This is a genomic window from Acinetobacter towneri (assembly GCF_001758345.1).
Taxonomy (GTDB): Bacteria; Pseudomonadota; Gammaproteobacteria; order Pseudomonadales; family Moraxellaceae; genus Acinetobacter; species Acinetobacter towneri_A.
Window position 1 is genome coordinate 86,274 of the sequence record NZ_MKQS01000011.1, and the last position, 14,853, is coordinate 101,126.

The window sequence follows — 14,853 nt, forward strand, 5'->3', positions numbered from 1 at the left end:
GGAGATTGCTATGGCATTATCTCAACCTGCAACCTTTAACGAAGCATGGTCGGATGAACGTGTGTTTGCTTACTTAAATCAGTTACCACCTGCAGGTGTCAATGCAGATTTTCACGTACTCTATCACGCATTTAAACACATGCGTCCAAGCGACTATGAACGTCTATTGACACAATTTGTTGCCGATGGTCGTGATGTGAATGCCACCAATCCTGAAGGTCAACGTATTCACGATGTGATTGCTGAATTTCCACGTCAAAAAGATGGTTTTTTAGCAGTTTTAGCCAAGTTTGCTTAAACTGTTTAAATACAATCTCTGGCTAAACTCAGCCAAAGCGCTTGAATTAAAAAAATCCCACAATATTGAATTGCGGGATTTTTTTATTACAGTACTTGATTCAAGATCAAACAGAAAATGAAGCTTTACACTAAAATTTCACGTTTCCCATTTGCACCCTGCTCGCTCACAATACCTTGCTCTTGCATCTGATCAACAATACGCGCTGCACGGTTATAGCCCAAGCTGAATTTCCGCTGTAAAGATGAGGTCGATACTTTACGTGTTTCTAGCACAAACGCCACACACTGATCATATAGCACATCACGGTCTGGACTGCCCTCACCATCTTCAAAACCACGTGAAGACGGTTCTTCATCAAATGGTGTCAAGATTTCATCAACATAGTCAGGATCACCACGCTCACGCCATGCATCACAAATACGGTTGACTTCATCATCCGAAATAAATGCACCATGTACACGTTCTGGTTCAATTTTACCTGGCCCTAAAAACAGCATGTCACCATGACCGAGCAGATCTTCTGCGCCACCTGCATCCAAAATAGTTCGTGAGTCAATTTTTGAGTTTACACGTAAAGCCACACGAGTTGGAATGTTGGCTTTAATTAGACCAGTGATCACATCTACCGATGGACGCTGAGTTGCCAAAAGTAAGTGAATCCCTGCTGCACGTGATTTTTGTGCTAAACGGGTAATCATTTCTTCCGCTTTCTTTCCTACTTGCATAATCATGTCGGCAAACTCATCTGCCACAATGACAATAGATGGCAATGGCGTTAAGCGCGGTGCACGTTCCTGCGTTGCAGAATCGCTAGGTTTCCAAGTTGGATCAATTAAATCTTCACCATTGGCAATAGATTCTTCAACCTTACGGTTATAGTCGCTTAATTTACGAATTTTCAAGAAAGACATCAACTTATAGCGACGTTCCATTTCATTGACACACCAATTTAAAKCGCTGACCGCATCTTTCATGTCAGTCACCACAGKCGTCAACAAATGTGGAATATCGTTATAGTTAGCGAGCTCCAGTTGTTTCGGGTCAATCAAAATTAGACGCAATTGATCAGGCTTATATTTCAGCAACATCGACAAAATCATCGAGTTCACTGCCACCGATTTACCTGAACCCGTCGTCCCTGCTACGAGCATGTGCGGTGCTTTGCCCAATTCAGTAATCACGGGATTGCCTGAAATATCTTTCCCCATCGCCATAGATAAAATGCCGTTTGGATCTTCAAAAGCAGGCGTTTGTAATAACTCAATCAAACGTACCATTTCACGGGAACTATTCGGTACCTCAATACCAATATACGGCTTGCCCGGAATCACTTCGACCACACGTACCGATGCCATTGACATTGAACGCGCTAAGTCACGGGAAATATTGGTCACTTTCGACGCTTTGACCCCGGGTGCCAAATCCAGCTCAAAACGGGTCACAACAGGGCCAGGCTGTGCTTCAACCACTTTGKCTTTGACATTAAATTCCTGTAATTTAATTTCCAGCAATTCCGACAAGCGCGATAATTGTTCTGCAGTGAAGTTCACTTTTTTGTTTGGATCGACTTTATCGAGCAAATCCAAACCTGGAAGCGGAGAAAGATCACGACGTTTTTCTGCAACCTGCATGGCGCGGGACATCGGACGACCATGTGCATCGGTCAAGGGCGCATCAAAATCAAAGTCATCTTCGTCTAGTGGTTTGCCTGCGGTTTCCTGCCAAGCTTCGATAAATGCTTCTTTGGATAACGCCACTTTTTCTGCTTGTTCAGCCTGTGTAGCAGTCGCTGCGTTTGCCATCACTGCGGCAGTGGCTGCCGTCTGAATAGGTGCCTGAACAAAAGCAGAACTTTGTGCATAGCTACTGGTACTACGCGCTACAGGCGCTTGATCTTGAAATGCATCTTGCTGTAACTCATCACCCAAAAGATCATCCACCAACAAGTCATCTAAACTGTCTAAATCATGCTGCAAATGGCGCTCTTGGCGTACAGCATGATTTTGCGTATTCGAAGCACTTGACGATGGCGGGTTAAAATCTGACTCAAATCTGCTGAGATCATCGTTAAAATTGTGAGCCGTAGGATTCGAGTGCGGATGCACTGTTTCTTGCTGGGTCACAGACTCATCTAAAGTATCCATTGCCCCGCTGTTTTGGAATGGGCTGTGTAAATCACTTGCAGCTTTGCCTTGCGGAACTGCTGCGAGCAATTCATCAAAAATTTGATCATCATCCCAATCTAACGAAGATTTTGCAGTGGCTTGAGATGCAGCAGATCCAGGACGCACATCATCAAAAGGATTCGATTGTAGATGTGGCTCTGGTTCTTCAGAAGCACGTAATAATGCATGAATGTCTTGGTTATGCTGACTGTCGGTATTTTCTTGTAAAGCACGCCACACTTCGCCTGTCGCAACAATACGCTGGCTATCTTGTTCTAAGCGATGCGCCTTTTCGATGGTTTTTTCTAACTCAACATCATCAATTTCATCTTGCACCAATAGCTGTTGCTGCGCCTGTTGCTCTTCTTCTTCACGTTGCTGCATGTGATTAAACATACGCTCTGCCGCAGGATGTGGCGCAGTTGTTTCAGCTTCTTTCGCCTGTGCAACCACGGGTTCACTTGCTGCTTCTAAATCAGTTGATGCCACTTCAACAGCAACCACAGGTGCAGCAGCGACAACGGTCTTTTTCACCTGTGGTGTAGAACGGTCAAAGTCAGATTCTGCTTCAGGTACATTGCGATAGAACAAATCTTGCAGATAAGCAGGTGTAGCTTTTAAAGTTGCCCACGTTCTGTTCCACTTCACCCCAAATGCGAGGGTAAATAAGAAAATCCAAAAGACGACTAAAAAAAGTGTTGCTCCATAAATGGTTAAAATTTGCGATAAACTTTTCCCAAGTTCAAAACCAATGATGCCGCCTGAGGCATTGTCTAACGTATCGGCAGGTACTTGCCAAAATAAATACAGCAAACTTGCTGTTGCCAATAAAATGAAGAATTGTGCAGCATAACGAAATGGACGGTTTAAAAAACTACGTGGCCACCAGACTTGTAAGGCTTCAATAAAAAAATAAGCAGGAAGAAGCAGACTCGCCCAACCTAAAAAGCCAAACAGTAAATCGGCAATCCACGCACCTGCGATTCCACTCGCATTTGAAACCTGTTGGGTGTCACTGGAAATGTGCATCCAACCTGGGTCAAATGGAGTATAGGTCACCGTTGCAAGGAACAGATATATTCCAAAAGAGACCAAAAATAATGTCGCTATTAAGCGATGTGCATAAGCACCCGACACCGCAGTCATATATTGTCCTGTCGCCAATTCTTCATCAATGTTTTTTGTTTGTTCGATGGTCTTAAAAAGCCACCTGATTCGGAGCGTCTGTATTTCATTTAGCTGTGTCATTTAAGTTGCATTTCACGATGCAAGCTTCACCACACAGCAAGCTATAAATTATAACAGACCTTCTATTATGCATGTGTTGCCTAGAAAAAGATGCAAGATTATTGAAGTGTGTTGTTAACTTTTTCTATATAGCTCAAATCGATTTACATGATCAGTAATATCAACTTTAATCACACAGCAAACTCATCCTGTTTCACGTATAATTCCATAAATTTCTAAATAAAAAAAGGATGCTGTGCATGAGCGCTCGTCACTCACGTTTAATTATTTTAGGTTCAGGCCCTGCAGGTTATAGTGCCGCAGTATATGCTGCACGTGCCAACTTAAAACCGACTTTAATTGCAGGCTTACAATTGGGTGGTCAGCTCACCACAACTACGGAAGTTGATAACTGGCCGGGTGATCCTGAAGGTTTAACAGGCCCAGCGTTAATGGAACGTATGCAAGCGCATGCAGAACGCTTTGGCACAGAAATCGTGTATGACCATATCAATGAAGTGAACCTGAATGTGCGCCCATTTGTACTCAAAGGCGATATGGAAGAATTTACCTGTGATGCTTTAATCATTTGCACAGGTGCGACTGCACAATATTTAGGTTTAGAATCTGAAGCAGCATTTATGGGTCAAGGCGTAAGTGCTTGTGCTACCTGTGATGGTTTCTTCTACAAAAACCAAAAAGTGATGGTCGTTGGTGGTGGTAACACGGCTGTTGAAGAAGCATTATACCTGTCTAACATTGCATCACACGTGACATTGGTGCATCGTCGTGATTCACTTCGCTCTGAAAAAATCTTGCAAGATCATTTATTTGCCAAAGAAAAAGAAGGCAAAATCAGTATTCTTTGGAATAACCAAGTTGATGAAGTCTTGGGCGACAACACAGGCGTAACTTCAGTACGTTTAAAATCAACCACTGATGGCTCTACTCAAGATGTTGATGTGTCTGGCTTATTCATTGCAATTGGTCACAAACCAAATACAGGCATGTTTGAAGGTCAATTAAACTTGCGTGATGGTTATATCCAAGTACAAAGCGGCACTGCAGGCAATGCGACACAAACTTCTGTGGCTGGCGTATTTGCTGCGGGTGATGTAGCCGATTCCATTTATCGCCAAGCGATTACTTCTGCAGGTTCAGGCTGTATGGCAGCACTGGATGCAGAAAAATATTTAGATGCACTTGGTGAATAATTTAGTGTCCAAGTTTAAAGACCGCTCTCCTTGAGCGGTTTTTTTATCACGACATTTTTAGGTATGATGAAATCAAGTTCATCGTAAAACTTCATACGGCAATTGATATGCACACGCTCCCGGCTTCACAATTCATTTTCCCCGATCCCATTGAAGTTGATCCTGAGGGTGAAGGCTTGATTTGTGTAGGTGCAGACCTTTCCCCTTCAACCTTATATGAAGCCTATACACATGGCTTATTTCCATGGTTTTCAGAAGGTGATCCTATTTGTTGGTGGAGTCCTGAGCCACGTTGCGTAATTATTCCGCAACATTATCAGCCGAGTAAGTCTTTAATCCGCAACATGAAAAAAATAGATTATCGCATTACTATTAATCATGCCTTTGAACAAGTGATTCGCAATTGTGCCTTGCCCCGTAGCTACGCCAATGAAACTTGGATTTCTGAAGAGATCATTCAAGGTTATTGTCAGCTTTTTGCAGCAGGTTATGGCTATAGTGTAGAAGTTTGGGAGCAAGATCTTTTGGTCGGTGGTTTATATGGTGTCAGCATTGGTAAAGGCTGTTTTGGCGAGTCCATGTTTAGCCATCGTACCGATGTCTCCAAAATGGCATTTTATAGTTTGATGCTGCTCGGACAAGAACAACAATTGCCTTGGATTGACTGCCAATTGGTCAATGACCATTTAATCAGTCTCGGAGCATGTACACTTTCTCGCCAAGACTATCTTAAATCGTTACAAGATGTTGTAAAACAACCTGCAATCAATTGGAAAAAATATCAGGACAGTGTATTTTCAAGTAAAACAATAGCGCAATATGCGCGCCTACTTGAATGACAATAACAGAGAGGGATCTTGACAATGAATTCATATCACCCAAAATCCCTGCTAAATGATTTGCAGTATTACATTACTCCGCCGCACGATTGCAGCTACTTACCTGAAAAATCTGCGCGAATGGTTTTTTTAGACCCTGCACATAAAATTGATGTGCTAACCTTGTCTGAACTTTCTCGGGTCGGTTTTCGTCGCAGTGGCGATTTTGTCTATCGTCCTGAATGTCATTTATGCCGTCAATGCCTTTCTTCGCGTATTCCTGTCGCTGAATTTAAAATGAATAGCACCCAAAAGAAAGCTTGGAAACGCAATCACGATTTACAGATCAAAATTACAAAGCCACAAGATGCTGGCGATTTGCATTATGCACTGTATGAACGCTATATCAATGAACGACATGCCGATGGCGATATGTTCCCTGCCAGCCGTGACCAATTTGAAAAATTTTTAATCCACAGTTGTACCAGCAGCTTCTTTTTAGAAGTTTGGCAAGCAGATCGCCTAATTGCGGTATCGACCTGTGATTATTTAGATGATGGTATTTCTGCGGTCTATACCTTTTTTGACCCAGACGAAAGTCGTCGCTCACTCGGAACATTTGCGGTATTAAAACAAATTGAACAGGCACAGCATTTGGGACTGCAATATGTTTACTTAGGCTATTGGGTACCACATTCCAATAAAATGAATTATAAATCACAATATGTGCCCCTTGAGCTACTGCTTGATGGTCAATGGCGCCGTATTAACCGCAGCCTAAATAACGATGAGGTGCAGCAGTTGGGAAACTCCTTAATGACCACGCTGCCCTTAGGTTGGAATAACTCCATCATCAAATAAACCGAATTCGCACAAGACCAGTTTTTACCTTCATCAGATTTACTTAAACAAACTGGCAAAATCATCACTACAAGATTTCACCATAATAATGGCATGCTCGCGTGTCCCATCCGTTTTAGGATAATAATTTTTACGTAAATCAATTTGATGAAAACCTGACTTTTCGTACAGGGCTATCGCGGCTAAATTACTTTCACGCACTTCTAAAAAAATCTGCACAGGTTGGTTCTTCAATCCCGCAATAGAATGATCTAGCAGTTGATAACCTAAACCTTTGCCTTGCTGGCTTGGGTGTACCGCCATCAACAACAAATTTGCTTCATCCAACACAGGTTGTAAAATACAAAAACCCACCACTTTCCCTGCGTGTTCAATCACGGTACTGTGGTAACTGTCCACCGCTTCGGCAAATTGTTTGGTACTCCACGGATGACTTTGTACCAAATTTTCAATCGCAACCACATCAGCGACATCATGGGTCTGCATTAAACGAATCATAAGAATGATCTTGTGCTGTTCTAAGATGTAGGCATTATAGATTTCACTACAAAAAAATCGAGCAAAAAAAAAGGCAACTTACGTTGCCAGACCAAAGGGAAAAGTTTAAAAGCCTAATTTAGCTTTCCAAGTATTTAATAAAGTTGTGGTGTCAAAATCGTTAGGATGAAAATTCGGCTTGAAATAGAACAACATTTCTTTGCCCATGCCGGTAATAATCCCTTTTGATGGGCTATAAGCATAACGATAAATCATACGTAAATTTTTTAGATTCAATTGCTTGTCTTGTTTTAACAAACGCAATAGAAAATAGTTTTGAACTAAAAACAAAGTCAGCATCGAGATAACCAAAGAACTTGTCCGGAGTGCATAGGCTTTCACACCTTTGCCAAACACACCTTCAAACACATCATAAGCCACAGCTTTATGCTCATTTTCTTCAATGGCATGCCACAACCACATAGCTTTCATGGTGTCATCAGTCATTAATTCTTGAATATGTGAATTGGTCAATAATTGTGAAGCAATCGTTGCTGTGAAATGTTCTAGCGCAGTAGTTGAAGTTAAATCTACCATTTCCTGCGTAATACCAATCGGTTTAGCTAACTTTGCTATAAATTTTCGACTGGTTTGAATCACGATATCTGTATAACGATCTAAAGTATCTACATCATGTCCAAATTTCTGTGCAGCGGCATTAAAACTAACATGCTCATGCGTGTGCATGGCTTCTTGTCCAATAAATGCACTGATTTCTTTCTGTAAATCTGCATTGTCTTTCAGCATTGGGTGATAACGCACCGCACGTACACTATCTATAAAAAACTTCTCACCTGCAGGGAATAATGCAGATAAAGCAGTCATAAAATGAGTTAAGCCTGCATTACCACTCATCCAATATTCAGGTACAGCATCAAAGTTGAAATTCATACGACGGACAGGAAAACTCGCACCAGCACGTTCACTTACACTCAACTTAGCATTCATGTTACTTACTCCTGAGGATACATCCATGACGTTACTCACGCTGTAACCCACTTTTTTTTATTTATCGGTATGATTTCATATTACGGTTTTCTGTGCGTTATTTAACTGCACTTAAGGACAGCCAATTGTCAGTTCAGGACATGAGCAACAAAAAATAAAGATAAGTGAAATTATTTTTTTATTTACGAGAAAAAATAAGCTATTAACACCATAGCAAAAGAAGGTCATAAAATATTTTGTAGATTGATTCAAGGTTCAAAGAGCGTTATTTCAACCATCAATACAGCAAGCTTTCATCCATCTGGAAACTAGCACGCAAAATACAGCCATAAAAAAAGCGCCCCAAACGGAGCACTTTTTCACACTATAAAGTGATTATGCTGTTACTTTAGCAACAACACCCGCACCTACAGTACGACCACCTTCACGGATCGCGAAGCGTAAACCAGCGTCCATTGCGATTGGGTGGATTAATTCTACTGACATTTCAACGTTGTCACCAGGCATTACCATTTCAACGCCTTCTTTCAACTGGATTGCACCAGTTACGTCAGTTGTACGGAAATAGAATTGTGGACGGTAACCGTTAAGGAATGGAGTGTGACGACCACCTTCTTCTTTAGAAAGTACGTATACTTCCGCATCGAATTTGGTGTGTGGCTTGATTGTACCTGGCTTAGCAAGTACTTGACCACGTTGTACGTCTTCACGCTTAGTACCACGTAAAAGAACACCACAGTTCTCGCCCGCACGACCTTCGTCTAGAAGTTTACGGAACATTTCTACGCCAGTTACAGTTGTTTTAACTGTGTCTTTGATACCTACGATTTCAACTTCTTCGCCTACTTTCACGATACCAGTTTCTACACGGCCAGTTACCACTGTACCACGACCAGAAATTGAGAATACGTCTTCAATTGGCATTAAGAATGCTTGGTCAATTGCACGTACTGGCTCTGGGATGTAAGTGTCAAGCGCTTCAACAAGAGCAACTACAGCATCTTCACCGTATTGACCAGCTTCACCGTTAAGTGCAGCAAGTGCTGAACCACGGATTACAGGAGTGTCATCACCTGGGAAGTCGTAAGTAGAAAGAAGTTCACGAACTTCCATTTCAACCAGTTCAAGAAGCTCTTCGTCGTCTACAAGGTCGCATTTGTTTAAGAATACGATGATGTAAGGTACACCTACCTGACGAGAAAGAAGGATGTGTTCACGAGTTTGTGGCATTGGACCGTCAGTCGCAGCACATACAAGGATCGCACCATCCATCTGAGCAGCACCAGTGATCATGTTTTTAACATAGTCGGCGTGGCCTGGGCAGTCTACGTGCGCGTAGTGACGAGTTGGAGAGTCGTATTCTACGTGTGAAGTATTAATTGTAATACCACGTGCTTTTTCTTCTGGTGCAGAGTCGATTGCAGCGTAGTCTTTCGCTTCACCACCGAATTTTTTTGCACATACAGTTGCAATTGCAGCTGTTAAAGTTGTTTTACCATGGTCAACGTGACCGATTGTGCCCACGTTAACGTGTGGCTTATTACGTTCAAACTTAGCCTTAGCCATGAGATCTTCCTTTTTAAAACAACTCATGGAGGATCACTCCATGAGCATTAGGTTTTTTAACTATAAATTAGTTTGCGCTTATAGTAATCGAAAGATTACTCGTCGTCACCTTTTTTACCACCAGACTGGAATTTAGCAATGATGCCCTCTGCCACGTTACGTGGAGTTTCAGCATATTTAGCAAATTCCATAGAGTAAGTCGCACGACCTTGAGACATAGAACGCATGTGTGTTGCGTAACCAAACATCTCTGCAAGTGGAACTTCTGCACGAATTGCTTTAGTACCACCAGGTAAGTCGTCCATACCTTGAACCATACCACGACGACGGTTTAAGTCACCCATGATATCGCCCATGTAGTCTTCTGGAGTTTCTACTTCAACTTTCATGATTGGCTCAAGAAGAACAGGATCTGCTTTCATGAAACCGTCACGGAACGCGTAAGAACCCGCCATTTTGAACGATAATTCGTCAGAGTCGACATCGTGGTAAGAACCGTCGAATAATGTCGCTTTAATGCCTACAACTGGGTAACCAGCCAAGACACCATTCTTCATACGTTCTTGGATACCTTTGTCTACTGCACCGAAGAATTCTTTAGGTACTACACCACCTACAACTTCTTCAGCGAATTCGTAGTCTTTACCAGCTTCAGGATCAAGCGGCTCTAAACGTACGAATACGTGACCGAATTTACCTTTACCACCAGTTTGACGAACGAATTTACCTTCTTGTTCAATCGTCTTTTTGATCGTTTCGCGGTATGCAACCATTGGTTTACCAATGTTTGCTTCAACGTTGAATTCACGCTTCATACGGTCAACGATGATGTCAAGGTGAAGTTCACCCATACCCGCAATGATCGTTTGACCAGATTCTTCATCTGTACGAACGCGGAATGATGGGTCTTCTTTCGCCAAGCGACCTAAAGCAACTGACATTTTTTCTTGGTCAGCTTTAGTTTTAGGTTCAACAGCTAATGCAATTACTGGCTCTGGGAATTCCATACGCTCTAGTGTAATTACGTGGTTTTCGTCACATAATGTATCACCAGTGGTTGTATCTTTAAGACCTACACACGCTGCGATGTCACCTGCACGAATTTCTTCGATGTCGTGACGGTCATTTGCGTGCATCTGTACGATACGACCAATACGCTCACGCTTCATTTTCACTGGGTTGTAAACCGGGCTACCCGCTTTAAGAACACCAGAATAAACACGTACGAACGTTAAGTTACCAACGAATTTGTCGTTCATGATTTTGAACGCTAACGCTGCGAAAGGAGCTTCGTCAGACGCTTCACGAGAACCTTCAGTTTCGTCTTTGTCGTCTAAGATACCTTTGATCGCTTCAACGTCAGTTGGTGCAGGTAAGAATTCAATGACTGCGTCCAACATACGTTGAACACCTTTGTTTTTGAATGCAGAACCACACATTGCAGGTTGAATTTCACCCGCTAATGTACGTTGACGTAAACCAGCAATGATTTCTTCTTTAGAAAGTTCGCCACTTTCTAGGTACTTGTCCATGAGTTCTTCTGATGCTTCTGCAGCAGCTTCAACCATGTTAGTACGCCATTCTTCAGCAGTTGCTTGAAGGTCAGCTGGAATGTCACCGTATTCAAACTTCATACCTTGTGAAGCTTCGTCCCAGATGATTGACTTCATTTCGATTAAGTCAACAACACCTGTGAATGTATCTTCTGCACCTATTGGAACAACGATAGGCACTGGGTTTGCACCCAAGCGAGTTTTCATTTGTTCAACTACGCGGAAGAAGTTTGCACCCGTACGGTCCATTTTGTTCACGAACGCTAAACGAGGTACTTTATATTTGTTTGCTTGACGCCATACAGTTTCAGACTGAGGTTGTACACCACCTACAGCACAGTAAACCATACACGCACCGTCAAGAACACGCATAGAACGTTCAACTTCGATGGTGAAGTCAACGTGTCCTGGGGTGTCAATTACGTTAATACGGTGTTGATCAAACTGGTTACCCATACCTTTCCAGAAGCATGTTACAGCTGCTGAGGTAATAGTAATACCACGTTCTTGCTCTTGTTCCATCCAGTCAGTTGTTGCTGAACCTTCGTGAGTTTCACCAAGTTTGTGACTTTCACCTGTATAGAACAAAATACGTTCTGAAGTAGTTGTTTTACCCGCATCGATGTGCGCAGAGATACCAATGTTACGGTAACGAGAAATTGGGGTTTGACGTGCCATGATTTCTAGCATTCCTAAATTTTGTTGTTTAAAACAGGACGCTTTAAGCTGCCTAGCAACTTAAAGCGATTTGATGACAATTCAGTGACAACCGATTCATCACCCTCCTGATTAGGGCCTGTTTTATCCGCTTAGAAACGGTAGTGAGAGAAGGCTTTGTTGGCTTCAGCCATACGGTGCACATCTTCACGTTTTTTGATCGCCGCGCCTTTACCTTCAGATGCATCAAGCAACTCGCCAGCAAGACGTAACGCCATAGTTTTTTCAGAACGCTTAGCAGCAGCATCTACCAACCAACGCATCGCTAGAGCAGTACGACGGGATGGGCGTACTTCCATAGGAACTTGATAAGTAGCACCACCAACACGGCGTGCTTTTACTTCGACCATTGGACGAACTTTTTCAAGCGTAGCTTCAAAAAATTCAACTGGGTCTACTTTAGATTTTTCTTGAACGCGGTCTAAAGCACCGTAAACGATACTTTCAGCAATAGATTTTTTACCATCTTGCATTACGTGGTTCATGAATTTAGCGATTGTTTGGCTGCTGAATTTAGGATCCGGAAGGATTTCACGAGCAGCGACTACGCGACGTCTTGGCATTTTAAACTACCTATAAATATGACACTTCAGGGTGATCCAGCCGTAGCACAAAGTGTCGTGTGCATTTCGCTGGCCTTACTACACGTCGCTTGAATTTCACAAAATTAAATGCAGAAATCAGACAAGCGAGACGATAAAGGATTGCAGTTCTATGAACTAAGCGGTTAATCTTCAAAAGATTATTTCTTAGGACGTTTAGCACCGTATTTAGAACGTGCCTGGTTACGATCTTTCACGCCAGCACAGTCTAAAGAACCACGAACGGTATGGTAACGTACACCTGGTAAGTCTTTAACACGACCACCACGGATAAGAACAACACTGTGCTCTTGTAGGTTGTGACCTTCACCACCGATGTAGCTAGAAACTTCAAAACCTGAAGTTAAGCGAACACGGCAAACTTTACGCATTGCTGAGTTAGGTTTTTTAGGTGTAGTTGTGTAAACACGTGTACAAACACCACGACGTTGTGGACAAGCCTTCAACGCAGGAACTTTTGATTTTTCAACCAAAGTCGTACGACCCTTACGGATCAACTGATTTGTTGTTGCCATGTGGCAATTCTCCCGTTAATAAAAAGCCCCAAAACATACTACTTTTTGAGGGCATGCAATTGTAAGCGAAGATAGAAAAATGGTCAATATTTCATAGGCAGTTAAAATACCAACCATATTTCTACTTATCACTTGTTTTTATTCAGCTTTTGGCTTGCGAGTACTTGTACGAGTTCTCGGCTTTTTTGTAACCTGCTTTGCTGTTTCTGTGCTTGATTTTACTGAATTTTCAGAAACAGTTTCAGCCACTTGGCTTGAATCTTTCACAGGCTCTAAAGCATCTTCCTGCATATATTCATCAATTTCTTCAGCAGGTATAGCAGGTTTTTGTGGTGCAACTTCAGCATGTGGCTCTAGCATTTGATCTGCCAACTCTTCTAGACCCTGCTGAATATTTTCATCACGCTGTGCTGCAGTTGTTTCCACTTTGTCCGATTTTTTTTGCACTTTTACCGTTCTGATACTTTCATGGTCTGATACGGTTTGCTCTAAAGCATCTGACGGCGCAGATTCTGCGCTCTCTTGCCCCTCTACTAATCTATCTTGCTCCGTATGTTTGGCTTCATTGCCCTTCAATTGCTCCAAGAGTTTAGGCGCAGCCTGTGCCAGCAATTCCAATGATTTTTCATACGCATGAATAGCCGATAAATTGCTGTCTTTATGCTGTATTAAATAGCTACGGGCATTGGAAAACACTTGCTGCGCTTTGTGATGTACATCGTCCACCAATTTCCAACTGTATACGGCACTCACCGATGCAGTTGCCACAGGCGTGAGTTTATTCAACATGGAAAACTTAGGTACATGATTCAACCAAGGCCATTTGACTTGACCTTGCTCATTCAAGAAGTATTTCTTTAAAGCCTCATAATCATTGCTTGAACCGAGCATATTTTGTAATTGATGCACATCATGAGTTTGTAGCATATTAGTTAAGGTTTTTAACCCCATCAGCACTGCTTGCTTTTCTGCAATGACACCAAAATCAATTTGTTTAAAAATAAACTGAACAATTTCTTGCTCGGTGTCTTTGTTCAGTTCAAAACCGTAGGCACGCCCCACCTGATAAATGGTACGCAAAGACATCACAATAGATGCAGGCACATCAATGGTTGAACCAATTACTCCTGTTGCACCTGTCAATGCACCTTGCAGTGATGCAATCCATTTATTTTGTTCTGCGAGTGCTTGACTAATTCGCTTAGAACGGTCCACATCTTGAGTCAATTCTTCTAAATCACGTACACCAGCCTGATCAAGCACATCATCAACTGAGCTAATATTGGAAGTAAAACTATTCAACTGATCAAATAAATAATCTGAAATTTTGTCTGAAAAATCGGGCGACACAAAACTCGCCACCTGATTGACGCGGTTATAGTGACGACCTAAAAGCTGACGTGAAACTTGTGGCACATGCTGTCTGAGCATGTGTTGAGGATTGTCATATTGACGTGCTTGAAAAGCACTAAAGCTACGCGCCTGACCTTCAATAATTTGACCTGATTTTGCACTGTGCTCATCCTGCGCTACAGCACTTGGTGCAACTTGCTGCAAAACATGGATGCCTGTTCTGCTGAGCTTTTTAGCCACTCCAATCGCATTCGAGAAGAATCCGCTTGATTGTTTATTGTTGGAATCTGACATTCTTACTCCTCATTTTTAATTTCTATGATTTATGGGTAGATACTAGGTGTAGTCTAAGTTTATCTCAATATGATTGTGTATCTTTTGGTTGGCTTCCTGCATCTCATTTACCGCTTCGCTGCGGTTTGATCTTCCCTGCAAAGTGGCATCATATTTGCCATAAGAATTCAAAATTCTTTCTG

The 14,853-nt window shown here is 42.2% G+C and carries 12 protein-coding genes; 4 read left to right on the plus strand and 8 right to left on the minus strand.

Annotated features, from left to right (window positions below; translation table 11 throughout):
- Positions 1-10 precede the first annotated feature (10 nt).
- Entirely contained in the window at positions 11-298 is a 288-nt protein-coding gene (locus BJN41_RS07425) for a PA4642 family protein (RefSeq protein ID WP_004975291.1), read from the plus strand.
- A 125-nt stretch (positions 299-423) separates the two neighbouring features.
- Here BJN41_RS07425 and BJN41_RS07430 read toward each other — a convergent pair whose 3' ends face one another.
- Positions 424-3,612, minus strand: coding sequence for a DNA translocase FtsK (locus BJN41_RS07430; RefSeq protein ID WP_070154348.1), 3,189 nt, complete (start codon positions 3,610-3,612; stop codon positions 424-426).
- Positions 3,613-3,953: 341 nt separating this feature from the next.
- Here BJN41_RS07430 and trxB point away from each other — a divergent pair, with 341 nt between their 5' ends.
- From trxB to BJN41_RS07445, 3 genes are all read left to right on the plus strand, one after another.
- On the plus strand, positions 3,954-4,907 hold the full coding sequence (trxB, locus tag BJN41_RS07435; RefSeq protein WP_070154293.1) for a thioredoxin-disulfide reductase: 954 nt from the start codon (positions 3,954-3,956) through the stop codon (positions 4,905-4,907).
- A 107-nt stretch (positions 4,908-5,014) separates the two neighbouring features.
- Positions 5,015-5,746, plus strand: a complete 732-nt coding sequence (aat, locus tag BJN41_RS07440; protein ID WP_070154294.1) for a leucyl/phenylalanyl-tRNA--protein transferase — start codon at positions 5,015-5,017, stop codon at positions 5,744-5,746.
- Positions 5,747-5,770: 24 nt separating this feature from the next.
- The gene (locus BJN41_RS07445) at positions 5,771-6,586 is read left to right on the plus strand and encodes an arginyltransferase (RefSeq protein WP_070154296.1); all 816 of its coding nucleotides are present in this window, start codon (positions 5,771-5,773) and stop codon (positions 6,584-6,586) included.
- Positions 6,587-6,625: 39 nt separating this feature from the next.
- Here BJN41_RS07445 and rimI read toward each other — a convergent pair whose 3' ends face one another.
- The 7 genes from rimI to BJN41_RS07480 all read right to left on the minus strand — a co-directional run bounded on the left by rimI (position 6,626) and on the right by BJN41_RS07480 (position 14,671).
- Positions 6,626-7,084: a ribosomal protein S18-alanine N-acetyltransferase gene (gene rimI, locus BJN41_RS07450; RefSeq protein ID WP_019838271.1), complete on the minus strand. Its 459-nt coding sequence runs from the start codon at positions 7,082-7,084 to the stop codon at positions 6,626-6,628.
- 105 nt (positions 7,085-7,189) lie between these two features.
- A complete protein-coding gene (locus tag BJN41_RS07455; RefSeq protein ID WP_070154298.1) occupies positions 7,190-8,071 on the minus strand; it encodes a metal-dependent hydrolase in 882 nt (293 codons plus the stop codon).
- A 375-nt stretch (positions 8,072-8,446) separates the two neighbouring features.
- A complete protein-coding gene (gene tuf, locus BJN41_RS07460) occupies positions 8,447-9,637 on the minus strand; it encodes an elongation factor Tu (RefSeq protein ID WP_070154349.1) in 1,191 nt (396 codons plus the stop codon).
- A 95-nt stretch (positions 9,638-9,732) separates the two neighbouring features.
- Positions 9,733-11,868, minus strand: coding sequence for an elongation factor G (gene fusA, locus BJN41_RS07465; protein ID WP_070154299.1), 2,136 nt, complete (start codon positions 11,866-11,868; stop codon positions 9,733-9,735).
- Positions 11,869-11,999: 131 nt separating this feature from the next.
- Positions 12,000-12,470, minus strand: a complete 471-nt coding sequence (gene rpsG, locus BJN41_RS07470) for a 30S ribosomal protein S7 (protein WP_004975277.1) — start codon at positions 12,468-12,470, stop codon at positions 12,000-12,002.
- A 179-nt stretch (positions 12,471-12,649) separates the two neighbouring features.
- Positions 12,650-13,024 (minus strand): 30S ribosomal protein S12, encoded by a 375-nt coding sequence (gene rpsL / locus BJN41_RS07475; RefSeq protein ID WP_019837219.1) that lies wholly within the window; start codon positions 13,022-13,024, stop codon positions 12,650-12,652.
- Positions 13,025-13,162: 138 nt separating this feature from the next.
- Entirely contained in the window at positions 13,163-14,671 is a 1,509-nt protein-coding gene (locus BJN41_RS07480; protein ID WP_070154301.1) for an EcsC family protein, read from the minus strand.
- Positions 14,672-14,853 lie beyond the last annotated feature (182 nt).

Excerpts from the sequence above, each read along its gene's own strand:
- rpsL (WP_019837219.1), bottom strand. The coding sequence starts at position 13,024 with ATGGCAACAACAAATCAGTTGATCCGTAAGGGTCGTACGACTTTGGTT.
- aat (WP_070154294.1), top strand. The coding sequence starts at position 5,015 with ATGCACACGCTCCCGGCTTCACAATTCATTTTCCCCGATCCCATTGAA.
- BJN41_RS07455 (WP_070154298.1), bottom strand. The coding sequence starts at position 8,071 with ATGAATGCTAAGTTGAGTGTAAGTGAACGTGCTGGTGCGAGTTTTCCT.
- BJN41_RS07480 (WP_070154301.1), bottom strand. The coding sequence starts at position 14,671 with ATGTCAGATTCCAACAATAAACAATCAAGCGGATTCTTCTCGAATGCG.
- trxB (WP_070154293.1), top strand. The coding sequence starts at position 3,954 with ATGAGCGCTCGTCACTCACGTTTAATTATTTTAGGTTCAGGCCCTGCA.
- tuf (WP_070154349.1), bottom strand. The coding sequence starts at position 9,637 with ATGGCTAAGGCTAAGTTTGAACGTAATAAGCCACACGTTAACGTGGGC.
- rimI (WP_019838271.1), bottom strand. The coding sequence starts at position 7,084 with ATGATTCGTTTAATGCAGACCCATGATGTCGCTGATGTGGTTGCGATT.
- BJN41_RS07425 (WP_004975291.1), top strand. The coding sequence starts at position 11 with ATGGCATTATCTCAACCTGCAACCTTTAACGAAGCATGGTCGGATGAA.
- rpsG (WP_004975277.1), bottom strand. The coding sequence starts at position 12,470 with ATGCCAAGACGTCGCGTAGTCGCTGCTCGTGAAATCCTTCCGGATCCT.
- fusA (WP_070154299.1), bottom strand. The coding sequence starts at position 11,868 with ATGGCACGTCAAACCCCAATTTCTCGTTACCGTAACATTGGTATCTCT.
- BJN41_RS07445 (WP_070154296.1), top strand. The coding sequence starts at position 5,771 with ATGAATTCATATCACCCAAAATCCCTGCTAAATGATTTGCAGTATTAC.